Annotated in this window: 13 protein-coding genes and 1 pseudogene; 3 read left to right on the top strand and 11 right to left on the bottom strand. The window is 64.6% G+C overall.

From position 1 onward, the window contains the following. Positions 1-75 precede the first annotated feature (75 nt). The 6 genes from PGN27_RS20365 to PGN27_RS20340 form a co-directional block, all read right to left on the bottom strand. The gene (locus PGN27_RS20365) at positions 76-1,017 is read right to left on the bottom strand and encodes an MlaD family protein (RefSeq protein WP_335327733.1); all 942 of its coding nucleotides are present in this window, start codon (positions 1,015-1,017) and stop codon (positions 76-78) included. A gap of 26 nt (positions 1,018-1,043) precedes the next feature. Then, positions 1,044-2,048: an MlaD family protein gene (locus PGN27_RS20360; RefSeq protein WP_335327732.1), complete on the bottom strand. Its 1,005-nt coding sequence runs from the start codon at positions 2,046-2,048 to the stop codon at positions 1,044-1,046. Beyond that, a complete protein-coding gene (locus PGN27_RS20355; RefSeq protein WP_335327731.1) occupies positions 2,045-3,118 on the bottom strand; it encodes an MlaD family protein in 1,074 nt (357 codons plus the stop codon). The genes PGN27_RS20360 and PGN27_RS20355 overlap by 4 nt, the downstream gene beginning before the upstream one ends. Positions 3,119-3,166: 48 nt before the next feature. After that, entirely contained in the window at positions 3,167-4,015 is an 849-nt protein-coding gene (locus PGN27_RS20350; protein ID WP_335327730.1) for an ABC transporter permease, read from the bottom strand. Then, on the bottom strand, positions 4,015-4,821 hold the full coding sequence (locus PGN27_RS20345) for an ABC transporter permease (protein ID WP_335327729.1): 807 nt from the start codon (positions 4,819-4,821) through the stop codon (positions 4,015-4,017). The genes PGN27_RS20350 and PGN27_RS20345 overlap by 1 nt, the downstream gene beginning before the upstream one ends. Positions 4,822-5,548: 727 nt before the next feature. Continuing rightward, entirely contained in the window at positions 5,549-5,851 is a 303-nt protein-coding gene (locus PGN27_RS20340; protein WP_335327728.1) for a hypothetical protein, read from the bottom strand. Between the two features lie 268 nt (positions 5,852-6,119). On the opposite strand from PGN27_RS20340, the gene PGN27_RS25750 reads away from it, so the two are divergent. Beyond that, a complete protein-coding gene (locus PGN27_RS25750) occupies positions 6,120-6,449 on the top strand; it encodes a DUF732 domain-containing protein (protein WP_418888626.1) in 330 nt (109 codons plus the stop codon). A gap of 224 nt (positions 6,450-6,673) precedes the next feature. Here the strand turns inward: PGN27_RS25750 and PGN27_RS20335 are convergent, their stop codons facing one another. From PGN27_RS20335 to PGN27_RS20325, 3 genes are all read right to left on the bottom strand, one after another. Then, positions 6,674-8,332, bottom strand: coding sequence for an FAD-dependent oxidoreductase (locus tag PGN27_RS20335; RefSeq protein ID WP_335327727.1), 1,659 nt, complete (start codon positions 8,330-8,332; stop codon positions 6,674-6,676). Positions 8,333-8,443: 111 nt separating this feature from the next. Further along, the gene (locus PGN27_RS20330; protein WP_335328798.1) at positions 8,444-10,672 is read right to left on the bottom strand and encodes a molybdopterin-dependent oxidoreductase; all 2,229 of its coding nucleotides are present in this window, start codon (positions 10,670-10,672) and stop codon (positions 8,444-8,446) included. A 64-nt stretch (positions 10,673-10,736) separates the two neighbouring features. Then, positions 10,737-11,966 (bottom strand): cytochrome P450, encoded by a 1,230-nt coding sequence (locus PGN27_RS20325; protein ID WP_335328797.1) that lies wholly within the window; start codon positions 11,964-11,966, stop codon positions 10,737-10,739. A gap of 309 nt (positions 11,967-12,275) precedes the next feature. Here PGN27_RS20325 and PGN27_RS20320 point away from each other — a divergent pair. Both PGN27_RS20320 and PGN27_RS20315 read left to right on the top strand, forming a co-directional pair. Continuing rightward, positions 12,276-14,270 (top strand): annotated as a pseudogene (locus PGN27_RS20320) (SDR family oxidoreductase). 23 nt (positions 14,271-14,293) lie between these two features. Then, complete coding sequence (locus tag PGN27_RS20315) at positions 14,294-15,346, top strand: nucleoside hydrolase (protein ID WP_335327726.1); 1,053 nt, start codon at positions 14,294-14,296, stop codon at positions 15,344-15,346. Here the strand turns inward: PGN27_RS20315 and PGN27_RS20310 are convergent. Both PGN27_RS20310 and PGN27_RS20305 read right to left on the bottom strand, forming a co-directional pair. Further along, positions 15,337-16,869 carry a DNA polymerase Y family protein gene (locus tag PGN27_RS20310; protein WP_335328796.1) on the bottom strand — a complete coding sequence of 511 codons (1,533 nt, stop codon included), beginning with the start codon at positions 16,867-16,869 and terminating at the stop codon, positions 15,337-15,339. The genes PGN27_RS20315 and PGN27_RS20310 overlap by 10 nt on opposite strands. A gap of 28 nt (positions 16,870-16,897) precedes the next feature. Further along, a complete protein-coding gene (locus PGN27_RS20305) occupies positions 16,898-17,623 on the bottom strand; it encodes a DnaE2-dependent mutagenesis accessory factor ImuA' (protein ID WP_418888625.1) in 726 nt (241 codons plus the stop codon). Positions 17,624-17,787: the final 164 nt, after the last annotated feature.

The raw sequence follows: 17,787 nt of genomic DNA, 5'->3' as shown, positions 1-17,787 counted from the left end.
AGCATGCGAGCAAGGAGGCCACGGCCAGCGTCAGGGACGTCACACGCCTGATTCGGCCTGAACGCGATGTCGTCATCAGCACGGGCTCCCCGGCATCGGTACGCAGAGATCGGTCGCCAGCAGTCCTGGCTCCGCGTTCTGCGCGTTGAGTACGCGATCAGCGAAGTTCTGCATTCGCTTGAGCGCACGGATGGTGAGTCCGTTCTGCTCTACGAACACCCGACCTCGTTCCAGGTAATCCCGCACTTTCTCGATGAACTCGAGGCGGTGCGTCTCGTAGAAGTCACCCAGCGGCTTCAAGGCGAGCAGGACGTCGCCGAGTCCCTGCAGCGTTTGGGACACACCCTTCTGGTAGACCACCATCGTCTGGGTCACGATGGCGATCTTGCGCACCAGCTGCGCGAACTGATCCCGATAGTTGGCCAATGTCCTGATGTACTCGTCCGAGAGGTCGAGGATCTTGGTCACCTGCCCGCGTTGCCTGTCCACCGTGGACATCAGCGCGTTACCCGCGTCGATGGTGTTTGAGATCACTTGGACATTCGTGCCACTGAGGCCCTGCGAAATCTGGTCGAGGGATTCGTTGAGAGGCTTGGTGGCGACATTCTCGGTGATCTTGGTTGTGTCGGTAAGGGTCCGAATAAGGCTGTAGGGCATCGTCACTCGCGACTGTGGGATGGTCTCCTGACCCAGTGGGGCATTGCCCATCGACGAGAGGTTGACGTAGTACCCGCCCACGACCGTGAGCATCCGGACGTCGACCTGCGACTGATCCCCGACGAATGCGTCGTCCTCGATCTTGGCGGTCACCAGCACCTGGCTCGGCTCCAACTCCAGGGCTGTCACCGTGCCGACCTTGATTCCGGCCATTCGTACCTCGTCACCGACCCTGATCGAATTCACGTCGTCTGTGTAGAAGGAAACGGCCTGTCGCTGACTCGGCGGGTTGTAGTAGACGTAGGTCAGCACCAACCCGATGACAACCGCGACCGTGATGGCCGTGAAGCCCCATGACACCGGGCTGCGTAGAACACGATTGAGACTCAGCGATTGCACAGCACCACCCGTTGACCGTTCAGTAGCACGTCCATAGTTTCCGGGAGTTGGAAGTTGCCTCGCGAACACGGCTCGACCTCTGTCCCGTCGTTGCCCGGAGGCGGAATGTTCTCGTTGATCACCGGAACCAACTTGAACGCGTCGAAGAAGTTGTCGAGGTTACTGAATGCCCGGTCCAGTGCGTCATCGACGTTGACTCCGTTCCGGAACCCGGCATTGTGCAGCAGGCGGACCACCGGATCGAAGAAGTCCGCGCCGTACAGGAGATCCTTGCGGAACTCGTCGAGAACGGAGTTCAGTTTGTCCACAGGCTGATTCAGCAGATCTATGAGGTGTATGAAGCGTTCGGAGGTACCCCCGAGTCCGTCGGCGACCTCTGCGAGGTTGTTCATCAACGTTGCGACGATCTGTTGCCTGTTCGACACGAACTCCGTGAGCCGGCGGACGCTCTCGAGCAGCGGCGCCAGCCCGCTTCCGTCACCGGTCAGGAATGAGGCGGCATTGGACGTGAAGGTGTTGATCTCCTCGGGGCTCAACGTGGCGAGCACCGGCTGAAGACCGTTGAAAAGGGCGGTCACGTCGAACGAGGGCTGAGTCATCGACGTCGGGATCCGCTCGATCACGTCTCCGTCGCCGAACTCCTCCGCCGGGTTGGTCACGTCGATATAGCGAACCCCGGTCAGCGCCTGGAACTTGATAGCGAGCCGGGTGTCGGCTACGACGGCGTACTTGTTGTCCAAAGTGAACGTGACCTGAGCGACGTTCTGGCCATCGACGCGGGCCAGGTCGACCGAATTGACCTTGCCGACGCGAACCCCGCGCACACGTACGTCACCGTCGGGATGTAGCCCGGAGGCATCGGTGTACTCGGCGATGTACGTCCGCGTACTGATGTGGACGGGATTGACGAGAGTGTTCGACAGCAGGATGAAGAGCACCGCCGAAACGACCAGAGCCACTCCTATCCGCCAGGTCGCAGCTAGCGGCTTCACGGTGTCCCCTCCGTGACGATGCCGACCGGCGCTGCCACGCCGGGCAGGCTGTCCAACAAAATGCGAACGGAAACCGCATGCTGCTCATTGTTTCCCGCGTAGAGATGCTCGAATCGAGTACGCAGTTCGGATAGCTTCTGTGCGAGGTCCTGCGGTCGGAGCAAGACGGGTCCGGTATCGGTGATCGCCTTGAGGCCACTGATCAGAGGCGTCAGGTCATCGACGTGACTGCCGACGAGTTTGCCCACTGCGCCGAACAAGCCGTTCTGTGCGAGCTCCATGAAGGGTATCCAGTGCCTCGCGTAGTACTCGGGGGTTATCTGGCCGATGTTCGGAACCTGGACATCGGTGAGGAACGGGAACTCCACATTGTGTGTGCTCGACGTCGCAGGCCCGCGGACCTGCCCGGGGTAATAGCTGTAGTCGAGAATTCGCCTGCCGGCGATCACTGCCTCGTTCACGAACGGAGGTACCGCCACCACCGCTGACGTGAGCCTGTTCAGCTGCTCCTCCGTGGGTTCGGTCTGAACGGCTTCGACGGCGCGAACCATCGTGACGGCGGTTTCGAAGAGCGGGTTCAATCCGTCGGTGTAGCGGGTCACGCGATCGATGACCTTGATCAACTGCGGCGTCAGCGAGGATTCGGACACGTCACCCAATTGATTGAGTAACTCCGAAAGCGTGAAGTTGCCCGAAGGCGTCAGATTGACCCTACTGCCGTCCCTGAGCGCTGCACCGCCAGACTTCGGCTCCACGTTGATGCCTGGCACACCGAAATAGTTGATAGGCCGGAAATCAATACCCATCGTGTCGCTCAGGCCGCTGGTTGGTTGCGCCTGTAGGTCCGTATCCAGTTGCACGCCGCCGTCGGCAGTGTTGGTGACATTGGTGACCTCGCCGACCTTGACACCGTGCAACACGACTGCCGTTCCGGCCTCGACCCCCTGACCGACATAAGGTGTCGAAATCACTACGGAATAGCTATCTTTGGCGTCTCCGCCAAAGGGGTTGATGACGAAGAGTGACACCGCCGAGGCGACGCACAACACGACGGCGCCCCCGATGCTCATCAACACCCGTTCCTGCCGCTGGGCAGATCCTCTCAACATGAGACGCCCCTATCCCTTGAAGATGAACTCGGGCTGCAGGCCCCACAGGAGCACGGTCGTGGTGAAGTCCAGAACGACGATCGTCACCAGGCTCGCGCGCACCGCCCGGCCCGATGCCATACCGACCCCGACCGGCCCGCCCGATGCGAAATATCCGTAGTAGCAATGGATCAACGTCACCGCGACGCAGTAGATGCTCAACTTTACAGCCGAGTAGAGCAGGTCCATCGGCGTCAGGAACATGACGAAGTAGTGGAAATACGTACCACCGTGTTCGCCATTGAAGACCACGACCACCGTTTGGATCGTGTAGAAGACCCCCATGAGCGTCAGCAGATAGCCGGGTACCACGCACGTCAGCGCGCCGATCAGACGCGTGCCGACAACGAACGGGATAGGTCGCAGACCGATTGCCTCTACGGCGTCGATCTCTTCGGCGATGCGCATTGCGCCGATCTCGGCCGTCATCCGCGTTCCGGCCTGGGACATGAACGCAATGCCCGCAACGATGGGCCCGAGAATCCGCACAGCTCCGATGCCGCCGATGATGCCCGACAGGGAACCAAATCCCAAGATATCCAATACCGCGAGCGCTTCGATGCCCAGCGAGGCACCGGTAGCGACACCGAGCAGTAGCAGCACGCTGATGGTGCCGCCGTCGACGACCAGCGACCCCCTGCCCCAGGCCATGTTGATCGTCGCGGCCAACGTCTGACGAGAATAGCGACGCACGGTCAACGGCAGGTAGTAGAAGACCTGGCCGACGAACAGCGCCCACTGCCCGATGCCGGTCAACGGCTTCTTCGCAGCGTCGGCGGTGGCCGCACGTGCACGCGACAGTGTCGATGGAGTGGACATCACGCGACCGCCGTGGGGAAGAACATCGTCGATATCTGTGTGATGACGAGATTGGCGAAGAGGATGAGAATGACGTTGATCACGACGGCGGCATTCACGGCGTCGGCGACACCACGCGGGCCACCCTTCGCTTCCATGCCCCGCAGCGAGGAGATGACGGCCACGATCGAGGCAAAGACAAGGCCTTTACCGATCGCGAAGTAGACGTCGGTCATCTTGGCGAATGTTCCGAATGAATTCCAGAAACTCCCCGGCGCCACATCGCTGACCGTGACCGACAGCAGGAACGCCGAAGCCGTACCGGAGACGATGATGACCAATGTCAGCATGGGTGCGATCAACAACAGGGCCAGGAACCGGGGTACCACCAGACGCCGGACCGGGTCCACACCGAGTACCCGCATGGCATCGAGCTCTTCGCGAATCGCCCGAGCCCCGAAGTCCGAAGCGATGGCCGACGCCGCCGCGCCTCCCATCAACAATCCGGCGGTGACGGGTGCTCCTTGTCGGAGCACCCCCACCCCGCTTGCCGCGCCGAGGAGGGCCGTTGCTCCCACTTGCGCGACCAGTCCGGAAACCACCACCGTCACGATCCCGCCGATCGGTATCGCCATCAGAACGGCCGGGGTCGCGGTGACCTTGAACAAAGCCCATGCTTGCCACATGAATTCGCCCACCGGCAGTCGGCCGGTGAGAGTGTCCTGAACCGAGTAGCGCAAGACGGATAGAGCAAGAGCGACACCGCGACCGGTGGACCCGGCAGCTGCCACCGGGGCCTTGGCAAGGCGCGTCGCACTCCGCTTCATCGCAAGGAGCGCTCCCGACCGGCCGGCGCCGGCAGGATGGTCTGTGACGGCTACCATCCGCCGACCTGACACCGGATCGACACCGAGACACCTGCACGACGGCGCGGCACGTTCCCACACGCGCCCGACCGCGAGTTGGCGGACGCGTATTTCGATGCTCGGTGACTAGCGAGCGTCGACTGTTCCACTCCTGCTCTCCCATCGTCGTGTGTGAATTTCCCGCCGAAGCCGGCGCGTCCGACCGGTTGCTCGCCGCCGGCAAGGACGTCTGGTCTGGCAGATCACGAAGTGACGCTGCACCGGCACGTTGCACTCCGCGTACCGATGACCCGAAGTCGATCCGAGAGTGACCGGCGAAGCAGAAACCTGTGCTGAGTGGCTTTGCTCACGTCGAGCAATAACTTATACCCAATAGGTTTAGTTGCCAAGTCTGCATCGGAGGAAGTTATTGACAACACCGTCAGCGCTGTGGTTTCAGATCCGGAAGCTGCCACACGCGGACAACCGCCATCGCCGCAGGCCGGCCCACCCAACCAGAAGAGCCAACACCGGCACGGGCCGGCACATGAATCTAAATGCTCTGCACCGGAGCACTTTTCGATCTACCATGACGCGCCAAATCGGACGTCGCGGCGAAGCAATCGCAGCTATGCGGGGACCGGCGCCGCCCGCAGGCCCATCCACCCCATTCGCGGAAGTACGCGGGTATCCGTGTGCCGAACATGCGTCAGGGGCACAGGTAGATCAATGCCAGTTGCGTAACAGCTGGAGTGACCAACGTTGCCGGGGCGCCCACGTAGCCCGCGGCCCGTTTGTCACACACATAGCGACCGTAGCCGAGCAACTCACCGTCGCTGCGGAAACTCGTGGGGTCGTGACTTACCGCGAATACCTTGCGGGCGTGCTCGAGAAAGGCGACTTCGGCCGGCGTGGGCGGCACAAGCGGATCAGCCTTCGCCGGCTGCACCGCAATCATGTTGATGGCCAGGACCGCAGCCAATCCACCCCACGCCCGATACCATCCGTCCACGACACTCTCCTCCGATGTCTCCGCATCGGACGCGCATAACCATCGCCACGTGAGCAACACTGTCCCCGGTGATCCACGGGGCAGACGACTTCTCGTTCGCGTCCAGTTAACCTTAAGGTCTTAGAATAATAAGTGTCAATGGTCGCTACCTTTCGGCCGCGGCGCTGTGACTGGAATTCAGACTACGAAGGGCGGTCTCGATGTCGCCCCAGGAAGTTCTGGCGGGATTTTCCACCCGTCACCCAACGCTGGTCCTAGGATAGGGAATATGGGGAAACTGGCAGCCATGCTTACCGTTTCGATGGTGATGATCGCGCCGCCAGTGTCGGCACGTGCCGATACCGAAGACAGCTATCCCGGTGCCAACTACTCGGTATTCCTACAGGCCCTCGCGGGCGACGGCATCGAGATCGACAGTCGACGTGCTATCAGCGAGGGTCACGCCGTCTGTGAGCTCATCAGGCCACCCGGCGATGGATCCCTCTGGGACGCTGGGCAAAAGGTCAGGTCGATGCACCCGGATTGGAGTGTCGGGACTGCTCTGCACTTTGCGAACAGATCAGTTCAGCACATCTGCCCCAGCCGAGGATCCTTCTGAAAAGAACTTGACACACGCGAGCGTGACTGCGAGCGCACGGGTCGGCGATCACCGAGTAACTTCGCCGACAGCACCCACGGTTGACGAAATCTCCACGTCTCGTTGTCTGCGAACGAAGCTGATCTACCTCTCAGCTCGAAGCTGATGTCCGAGAGGCGTCGGAGTCGATCTGTCCGCAGATCCGCTCCCCTACCAGCAAGCCGGCGCGGTGCCTACGGTGCCACTCATCGGGCCGCCTCTGTTCCAGTCCGTCCGTCAGGACCGGTGGAATCGCGATCGACTTCGGGGCGAAGCACCGCGCGCACCGATTCGGCATCGAGGAGCTTGACGCGCGGCCGACCCAATCGTTGTCCCTTTTCGCGCTCGTGCCGGTCGACGGCCAGCCATCCGTCGGTACCGAAGCTCTGCGGTCGCCGGGCCTCGATCAGCCCGCGGAGTGTCTCGAGGCCGACGGTGGGTTCGCTCAGTACACCGCCGCGGAAGTCTGCCAGGATGCTCTGCACGGTCTCATCGGCGCAGGCTCGGTTCGTACCGATGACACCGATCGGACCACGCTTGATCCATCCCGCCACGTAGCGTCCACGGATCGGCCGACCGGACATTGAGTCGAAGACGCGGCCTGCACGGTTGGCCACAGTCCCCGCTATGGCATCGAACGGCAAGCCGGGAATCTCCACTCCGCGATATCCGATGGAACGCAATACAAGGCCGCAGTCGATGATTTCGGACTCCGCTGCGCCCGAACGGGTCACCCGGATGCCGGTCAAACGGGTATCTCCGATCAGTTCCATCGGCACCGTGTGGAACCGAAAGGCGATACGGCGGCGTTCGGCCTGCGCGGAACGCTGCGCGTATTCGGCCAGAAGCCGTACCTTCAGCGCAGAGTCGTCATCGATCGGGACCTGTCCGTCGATGGTGATACCGATACCGGGATCCGCGTCGAGGCCCAACAGCTCCGGCGTCGTGCACGCTGCCGACTCCGGTCCGCGCCGTCCCAGAATGACGACACTGCGGACCGCACTCGCGCGCAATGCATCGAGTGCGTGCTCGGCGATGTCGGTGCGCCGCAGTCGGTCGACGTGCGTGGTGAGAATTCGCGCAATATCCAGCGCGACATTGCCGTTGCCGATGATGACCGCCTGCGGATGGGAAAGATCGAAGCTCTGATCGGCGAAGTCAGGGTGGGCGTTGTACCAGGCCACGAACTCACGAGCGGAGTGGCTACCGGGCAGCCCCTCACCGGGGATTCCGAGGCGGCGGTCCTCGGCGGCACCTGTGGCGAACAGGACCGCGTGATGCCGCGCCGACAGTTCATCTACGCTGACGTGCTTTCCGACTTCGACATCGAAGTAAGCCGTCAGTCCGCGGCGCCGCAGTGTGCGTTGGAAGCTTCGTTCGATGGACTTGGTGTGTGCGTGATCGGGAGCGACGCCGTAGCGCACCAGCCCGCCGGCGAACGGCAGGCGTTCGATGATGGTCACCTCGGCGTGCACGTCGTGGCGGCTGAGAAGATTCTCTGCCGCATAGAGCGCCGATGGACCAGATCCGACAATGGCGACGCGCAATCGGGTGGGGTGCTCTGTCACAACGAGTTTCGCAGGCGCGGTGACGGCTGGCTCGGCGGCAGGGGCTCGTCGGAAGAAGTCGGCGTTGACGTCGAGATAGCGACGGTTGGCCGAGGTGAGATCGTGGTCGGGCACAATCGCATCCACCGGACAGACCTCGGCGCACGCTCCGCAGTCGATACATGTCGCCGGGTCGATGTGCAGCAGCTCGGCCGAGGCGTAGCCGGGCTCACCGGGAGCAGGGTGGATGCAGTCGACAGGGCAGACGTCGACACAGGTGGCATCGTTGCAGCAGTTCTGCGTCACTACGTATGTCATCGGTCGGTCCCCGGTCGTGGTGTATGGTCGCGGGCGTCCTTCGTCGGCTTCACGGTTGTCGGCATTCTGGATGTGGTGGATATGGGTGGGCGGGAGGCGACGCGATCACCGCTACGCCAGACTGACCGCTACCGAAATCCCGTTGACGATCGGAGATCCGGTCAACGGTTCCAGTTGCACATCATCGACCAACGCGTTGTAGTTGGTGCCGGGCGCAGATTCCGCGTGCGGCGTCTGCATGCCAGAGCCGGTATGGCCCCAACCGTGCGGCATGCTGACCACGCCGGGCCGGAGGGCGTCGTCGACACGTAGTTCGGTGGTGACCGCGGTGGTCTTGGAGCGGACGACTACGCGATCACCGGAAAGCAGGCCCCGCGCCGTGGCATCCTGCGAGCACATCAACAGCGCACAAAGCCCCGAATGTGGTTGCCGTAGAGCGTTGTGCAGCCACGAGTTCATTCCTCGCGGCTGGCGCCGACTCACCAGTGTCAGCCCCGCCGTCGGACGATCGATGCTGGATCTCAGTCGCGGCAAGTCGGCCATGATCATCGCGGGCGCAAGATCGATCCTCCCGTTCGGAGTACGCAGCACGCCGGGAAGCCGCGGTTGCAGTGGACCGTAGTCGATGCCGTTCGGACTGTTCTCCAACTGTTCCAGCGTGAGTCCGCCGGGGTTGGCGCCGAACCGGTCGCCGTAGGGACCGCTGCGCAATCTCATGTCGAGAATGCGCGCGGGGCCGCTGCGTTGTGCAGTCGAGGTCAGCACGTGATCGGTTGTCGTCCCGGTGACTGTCGCGGCTCGGCGGGCTGCGACGGCGGCCGCGGCTGCATCCATATCGGCAATCGGCCGATCGCCCCGCCCCGTCGCTGCGGCGGCAAGTCTGAGCATCAACTGCCACTCGGCGAACTCCCCGTCGACGAGCGGTATGAGAGGTGGGCTGTAGCGGGCGACGTTGCGAACCTGGAAGTGCGCCAACAAGATGTCATGATGACCGCGAGTGGCCAGGGGTGGCGGAGGAAGAATCACGTCGGCGTAGCGGGTCGTCTCGTTGAGGTAGCAGTCGACGGACACCATGAACTCCAGCTCCTGGAGAGCCGCCTCCACAGCATTGCTGTTGGGTAACGAACGAGCCGGGTTCCCTGCGATGGTGATCAAGGCGCGCGAGCGACCGGGGCCCGGGGTCAGAATTTCTTCGGCCAAGCAGGCGGCCGGCAACTCGCCGAGCAGCTCGGGCAGTTGGCGCACCCGTGACCGCCACCGGTCATACATCAGTCGCGGCGGCTTTGTCACCGGCCACGTGTTCGGACCACCACCGGGGGGAAGAGAGAACATCGCTCCCCCTGGCCGGTCCAGGTTCCCGGTCACGACGTTGAGTACTTCGACAAGCCAGTTGGTCAGTGTGCCGAACTCCTGCAGGCAAGTCCCGATCCGGGAATGTGCGACGGCAGCAGTCGAAGCGGCGAACTCGCGGGCCACCCGGTAGATGACGGCCGCATCGATTCCACACGGTCCGGCAACCAGCTCCGGAGTGAACTCGGTGACCATCGCCAGGACTTCGGCGACATTGTCGACGACATCAGGTATCCACGAAGGGTTGAACAGGCGTTCGCGCGAGATCACCGACAGCAGAGCAAGCAGGAACAATGCGTCGGTCCCTGGCCGGATCCCCACATGTATGTCGGCGATGTCGGCCGTACGTGTGCGCACCGGGTCCACCACGACCAGCGTGCCGCCCCGTGCTCGCAGAGCGTCGAGACGTCGGTGCATGCCCGGAGCGGTCATCGTGCTGCCGTTGGATATCAGCGGATTGGATCCAAGGACCAGGAAGTAGTCGGTACGGTCGATGTCCGGCACGGTGATGCCCAGCCCTGAACCGTACAAGAGCAGCTGGGCAAGGTTTTTGGGCCAGGTGTCGACGCTGGCCGGTGAGTAGACATTTCGGGTTCCGAGCGACGCGAGCAGTTCACCGAGGTAGAACGCCGAATCAAGATGATGCGCAGCCGGATTACCGTGGTAGACCGCGCAGGTGCCTGGATCGTCGCCGACGAACTCAGGCAATCGTTCATCGATCACGGCGAACGCCCTATCCCACGTGACCTCCTGGAATCTCCCAGTGGCGTTGCGTAGCAGGGGCTTGCGAATCCGCGAAGGATCATTCTCGATGGCAGCCAGCCCAATGCCCTTGGCGCAGCTGTGCCCTTCGCTGAATATATCGGCGGGATTCGGAGTTACGCCCACGATCCTGCGTCCGTCCATGGCGAACAACAGCCCGCAGGTGGACTCACAAAGGGGGCATATTCGGTTGCCGGCTCTGGTCGGTGCCGAGGTCGCGGCAAACAATGGTTGCACTTGGCATCCTAACGACGAAAAGCTCACGCACAGCAGATCCGACGACGCGCGACGATCAGGCCGGGGAGTTCTCTGGGGTGAAGATGATGGGCAGTTGGGTCACACCACGGACCTGAGATGCGTGCGAGAGCACGGGCTTGGACGGATCGATTCGATAGTCCGGGATGCGCCGGTGAATTGCTTCTATCGCCGCAGCCACCTCGATGCGGGCCAGATGTGATCCGATGCAGCGATGGGGGCCCGAACCGAATGCCAGATGTCGATTGGGGTTTCGATCCAGCTGTACCTCTTCGGGGTTCGGAAATTCGTCGCTGTCGCGATTCACCGCGGCGAGGATGACCACGAGCTGGTCGCCTCTACTGATGCGCACGCCGCCGATCTCGGTGTCGACAGTGGCACGTCGCCCCATGGACACCGCGGATTCATACCGCAACATCTCTTCGACAGCACGCGGGATCAGTGCGGGGTCGTCGATGAGTTGCTGACGTACCGATGGGCGGTTGGCGAGGTGAATCACGCTCCAGGCCAATGTGCCCTGCACGGTGTGCAACCCGGCGATCAACAGCAGGAAGAACATCCGGCACAGCTCGTCGTCGGTGAGCAGCCGCGGGCCTTCCGGCGTCTCCAGCGGGGTGTTGATGATGACGCTGGTGATATCGGTGGCGCCCGGGCGGGCACGGCGGTCGGCCAGCACCTGGGCGAAGTAGCCGAACATCTGGCCCGCGGCCTGATGCCGAGCAGCAAGGTTTTCTTCGCTACTCGCGCCTGGCTTGCCCAGGATGGCGATGTCGGTGGCCTCGGTGAACAGTGGTGCGTCCTCGATCGGCCAGTCCATCAACGACAGGAAGACCGATGTGGGCAGTTCGTGGGCGAACTCGGAGACGAATTCTGCCGATCCGCGGTCGGCAAACTTATCCAGGAGTCGATCGACAACCAGGCGGATCTCGCTTTCCATCTCTTTCATGCGCCGGGGGCTGAAAAGTGGTTGCAGGACTCGTCGATACGAGGTGTGCTCCGGCGGGTCGAGTTCGATTGGGATGAACTTGCCATCCCCGGCGTCCACGAGATTGTTGGGGTAGCTGGAGAACGTTTCGGTATCGCGCAGCACCGAGTGCGCTTCCTCGTATCCCGTGACGATCCAGTGCCCCCCGTGCGCCGTCGAGTAGACAACGGGGCCGGCGGCAGCCAGTTCGCGGACCCTATCGTTCAGTCGATCGACTTCGCCGGCCAACGCCGGGTCGTAGATGTCGAAATCCGTCACAAGATGATCGGGCAGGTCAATCATCTGAGCTGGCACAGCTGGTACCCCTTTTGACGTGCGGACAGCCTCGACCATAAACCTATAAGCAATAGGTGGTCAAGGTCACATCCGGCCGGCCCGAACGATGGGGCATCCGGGAGCGCGTCTCAGTAATCGCCGAGGACCCACAATGCCGTGACGCGCCGAGAGGAAGGCGCCCACCTTCACCCGAAACCCTGCTCCGAAGACTGCCTCGCATCTGGGTCGCATGTCCGCATCGCCGCGGCGGGCTCGGGTCCGCCCTTGCAAACCCCACTGTTGACGTACGCCGCCAGGCAGACGACTATGACCGGCATGCATTATGTCGTTACCGGCGGTACCGGGTTTATTGGCAGCCGCGTCATCGCCCGACTCCTGGCCCGCGATCCCGATGCCCGGGTCTCCGTGCTCGTCCGACGCGGATCGCTGCACCGCTTCGAAAGGCTCACTGCGGGGTGGGGTCCGCGGGTGAATGCGCTGGTCGGCGACCTGACAGTGCCTGATCTGGGTCTGGACGGCGCCGACGTCGACCCCGTCGACCATGTGGTGCACTGCGCCGCGATCTATGACATGACCGCGCCGGAAGGCATCCAGCGCGCCGCCAACGTCGAGGGCACCCGCGCGGTCATCGCGGCGGCCCGCGAGTGGCACGCGACCCTGCACCACGTGTCCTCGATCGCGGTGGCCGGCGATTTCGTCGGCGAGTACACCGAGGACGATTTCGACGTCGGGCAGTACCTGCCCACCCCGTATCACCAGACCAAGTTCGAGGCCGAGGCACTGGTGCGCGCCGAACCCGGGCTACGGGCGAGGATCTACCGCCCAGCGGTGGTGGTCGGTGACTCCCGCACCGGCGAGATGGACAAGGTTGACGGGCCGTACTACTTCTTCCCCATCCTGGCCAAACTCGCTGTGCTGCCCGGGTTCACCCCGATGGTGCTGCCCGATACCGGCCGGACGAACATCGTCCCGGTTGACTTCGTGGTCGATGCCATGGTCCACCTGATGCACATCGCCGACGGCGACGGCCGCACGTTCCATCTCACAGCCCCGAAAACCATTGGGCTGCGGGGTATCTAGCGTGGTGTGGCCACGGCCGCCGGATTGCCGCCGCTGGTCGGTTCGCTGCCCGGGTCCGCGGTGTCCCCCGTCCTCAAGGCCACCGGCCGGGCCAAGATCGTGCGCAACATGGCGGCCACCCAACTCGGGGTACCTGCCGAGATCCTGGACGTGGTCGACCTCGCACCGACGTTCGTCGCCGACCGCACCACGGCCGCACTCGCAGGCACCGGCATCGAGGTACCCGAATTCGCCTCGTACGCACCGAAGTTGTGGCGCTACTGGGCGCAGAACCTGGACCCGGACCGCGCCCGTCGCGACGACCCGCAAGGCCCGTTGGTGGGCAGGCATGTCGTGATCACCGGCGCGTCCAGCGGTATCGGACGCGCCTCGGCCGTCGCCGTGGCGCGGCGCGGCGCCACGGTCTTCGCGTTGGCCCGCAACGCCGCCGCGCTCGACGAACTGATCGCCGAGATCCGTGCCGAGGGCGGGGACGCCCACGCGTTCACCTGTGACGTCACCGATTCCGGCTCGGTGGAGCACACGATCAAGGACATCCTCGGGCGCTTCGGCCACGTCGACTACCTGGTGAACAATGCCGGCCGGTCGATCCGGCGCTCGGTGTCGGCCTCGACCGATCGGCTGCACGATTACGAGCGCGTGATGGCGGTCAACTATTTCGGTGCGGTGCGGATGGTGCTTGCGCTGCTGCCGCACTGGCAGGAACGGCGGTTCGGGCACGTGGTCAACGTGTCCAGCGCCGGCGTGCAGGCCAACAGCCCCAAGTACAGCGCCTACCTGCCAACCAAGGCGGCCCTCGACGCGTTCTCCGAAGTGGTCGGCACCGAAACACTGTCCGATCACATCACTTTCACCAACATCCACATGCCGTTGGTGCGCACTCCGATGATCGCGCCGTCGCGCCGGCTCAATCCGGTGCCGCCCATCACCGCCGAGCACGCCGCGGCGATGGTGGTGCGCGGTCTGATCGAGAAACCGTCGCGCATCGACACCCCGTTGGGCACGCTGGCCGATCTGGGCACCTACTTCACGCCACGACTGTCCCGGCGCGTGCTGCATCAGCTCTATCTGGGTTACCCGGATTCCGCCGCGGCCCGCGGCCAGGCAACCGAGGACGAGGTGGCAGTGCCGGAACGCCATCCCCGGCGCCCGGCACCGGCCGTGCGCGCCATGCGGATGCCGCGACCGGTCAAGCGCGCGGTCCGGGCGATTCCGGGTGTGCACTGGTAACGGGCCGCACCTATCGTGGTGAGGTGACAGGGCCCCAGACGCGCCAGCCGGTGTTCGCCGATGTCGATACCGGAGTGGACGATGCGATGGCGCTGGCCTATCTGCTGGCCAGCCCCGACGCCGAGCTGGTAGGTATCGCCTCGACGGCGGGAAATGTCCCGGTCGATCAGGTCAGCAGCAACAACTTGGGACTGTTGGACCTGTTCGATGCCGCAGATATCCCGGTGTCCACGGGCGCCGCGGGTCCACTGAGCATCCCGCTGCGAACATGCGAGGACACCCACGGGCCCGAAGGCCTCGGGTACGCCACCTTGCCTGCCGGTGACCGGGTGCTCACCGAGCATGACGCCGCGCACGCCTGGGTGGAGGCGGCCCGCACACATCCCGGTGAGCTCATCGGCCTGGCCACCGGACCGCTGACCAATCTGGCGCTGGCGATGCGGGTGGAGCCCGCACTCCCCCGGCTGCTGCGGCGGCTGGTGATCATGGGTGGCGCCTTCGATTACCGCGGAAACACCACCCCGGTGGCCGAGTGGAACACCCATGTCGACCCCGAGGCCGCCGCCGAGGTCTTCGCGGTGTGGAGCGCAGCCTGGGGGTTGAGCACCCCGACGCATCTGCCGATCGTGTTGGGCCTCAACGTCACCGAGCACATCGCGATGACACCGTCCATCCTTGCCCGACTGTCCGCCGCGGCCGGTGCGCCCTCGGCGCCGTTGAGCGTCCTGGACGACAGGGGAACGCGGTCGACGGCGGCCAATCCGGTGATCCGGGTTCTCGAAGATGCCATGCGGTTCTACTTCGAGTTCCACTTCGACCAGGGTGAGGGGTATCTGGCACATCTGCACGATCCGCTGGCCGCCGCGGTCGCGCTGGATCCGGATCTGGTGCGCTGCCGTGAAGCGACCGTCGATGTCGAGTTGACCGGCACCCTCACCAGAGCGATGACGGTGGTCGACTGGCGCGGCCACTGGGGACGGGAACCCAACGCCCGCATCGGTATCGAGGTCGATCCGGCCGAATTCTTCGACCGCTTCGTCGAACGGGTCGGCCCGTTCGCCGCGCGCTACTCGTAGATACCCTCCACGTACCACCGGCGCTGGCGGTAGCACAGCAACATCGCCCGCCCCGGCGCGGTCAGCACCTGCGCTCGGGCGGTGTGCCCGGATGACGCACTCGCCGGATCCCACCAACGTTCGTCGACCGGCCACGGGCCGGCCCACCACGTGAGATCCCCACCGTGGCACGTCGATTCCACCCGCGCCGGATACGAGGAGAACATCCCGCGCCGGGTCACCCGGACCGGTTGGCCTTGGGCATCCACTACCTCCACCGGATCATCGAGCAGCACCGCCGGTGACGGTTCGGGCAATTGGCCGGGCCAGGGTTGCTCGGGGTCGAACCGGGGCACCGTTTCGTCGCCGAGTGCGGTCAAGGTGATGCGCTCGGCGGGACCCCGGCCACCGCTGAGCACCGGCACCCGTACCGCCTCCAACCCCAGCAGACCTTGCACCCGTACCAATGCCCGGCGGGCCCGCAACCGGTCGTCCTCACCGGAGGAGCCCCACAGCGGAAGTTGCAGCGCCCCCGCCGAGACCACTTCGACCGGATGCAGACGCAGCACCGTGATCGGCGCGGTGGGCCCCTGACCGCCATGCCGCCGGGCCAGCCAGCCGTCCAGCTGCCAGCGCACCCGGTCGGCGGTGGCATCCTCGGTCAGCGGCTCCGCGCATCGCCAGACCCGGTTCAGCTCTTCACCGTTGGAGGTGACGGCCTGGATGGCCAACCGGGTGCAGCCGACACCGGCAGACTCCAGGCTGCGATGCAGTTGACCGGCCAGTGAACGGCCGGCGAAGGCCGCGGCATCCACCCGGTCGATCGGCGGGTCGCAATTCATGACCACGTCCAGATCCGCGGGCAGTTCACGTCCCGACGGGCCGCGGTCGGCCTCCCCGCGGGCAAACCGGTGCGCGTGCAGGGCATCGGCACCGAACCGAGAGGTCACATCGGTCCGGGACAGCTCGGCGAACTGGCCGATGGTGCGAATACCCATCCGCCACAGCAGATCCGCCAATTCTTCACGACCCTGGCCGGCCAGGCTCGGTTCGGCGGCCAGCTGTCGGATGGACAGCGCGGACAGAAACGCCGCGTCCTGCCCGGGTTCGATGATCCGGCCCGCCCTGGCCGCGAAGACCGCGGTGCCCAACTGGTCGGCGACACCGGTCTGACATTCCGCACCCACCGCGGCCACCGTATCGACCAGCCGCTCCGCGGCGGCCTGTTCGGACCCGAAATAGCGGGCGGCCCCGCGGATGGACACCACCAGCAGTCCCGGCCGTAGCACCTCGGTCCGCGGCACCACGTCGTCGACCGCGGCGGTCACCACCTCGAAGTGCCTGGCGTCCCCGGCGGGATCTGCGGTGGCGACATGCAGCTGCGGGCAGCGCGCCTGGGCCTCCCGACGACGCAGGCCGCGGCGCACCCCGGCGGACCTGGCCGCCGCCGAGCACGCGATGACCCGGTTGGCCAGGGTCACCGCCACCGGATCGGTGGCACCCAGTCCGGCCGCGGTGGTCGCAGCGACCGCCGGCCAATCCATGCACCAGAGCGCCAGCACCCTGGACACGTCAGCCCCCCGCGGCAAGACGGGGCCGGCCGGGCATCCGCCCTCTGGTCCGGGTGGCCAACCGGACCCCGGTTATCCGCCCCCGGCCCGGCACCGGGCCGTCGGGACCCGCGGCGGCCATGTCATAGCCGTTGACCCTGGCATCCAACCGGACCGATGCCCCCTGCCAGTCACCGTCGGTGATCAGCAGCGTGCACTCCTTTTGTCGGGCTCGCGCGGTCACCGCCCTTGCCCGGTTGATCGATACCGACCGGCCGTGCAATGCCAGCATCACCAGATCCAGACCGTCGAGCAGGATCGCGGCCACCTCCACCGGGTCCGGCCCCGGATCGGGGATCACCGCGATCCGGCTGAGATCGGCACCCATCTCGACCGCCGCCAGCAGGCCGATATCGGGTTGCCCGACGATGGCCGCGTGCTCGCCCGCCGCGGTGGCCGCGGCCACCAACTGCAGCCCGAGCGACCGGGCCCCCGACAGCACCGCCACCGAGCCTTTCACCAAACGCTTCGCAGGCACCGGGGCCGGCAACATGTCCACGTCGGGCCCGAACGGCGTTTCGTCCGGTGCTGGCAAACTATTTGCCACCCGCGACGAGGGCTGCACACTCCTCGCGCCAGTGGCCCCGGCGCCCATTCTGTCGGAGACCTCGGCTATTCTGCGACGAAGCTGTTCTACCTGTTCAGCGCGCTGTTTCCGATGTTGCTCCAGGTTCATCGCCACCGTCACAGCAGCACCTCCAGCATCATCAGCAACTCACTCTTTTCGAACATCTGTTCGATCGCTCGAGTAAACACCCCACCCGCGGCAGCGTCAAGCCGCCTGCCGCACCTGCGGGACGTCGGGATTGCGGCGAACACGAAAAGAGCGGCCGTCCATAAGGGAATGCACCG

The sequence above is a fragment of the Mycolicibacterium neoaurum genome, from assembly GCF_036946495.1.
Lineage (GTDB): Bacteria > Actinomycetota > Actinomycetes > Mycobacteriales > Mycobacteriaceae > Mycobacterium > Mycobacterium neoaurum_B.
This window is presented reverse-complemented; position numbering and strand designations above follow the sequence as displayed.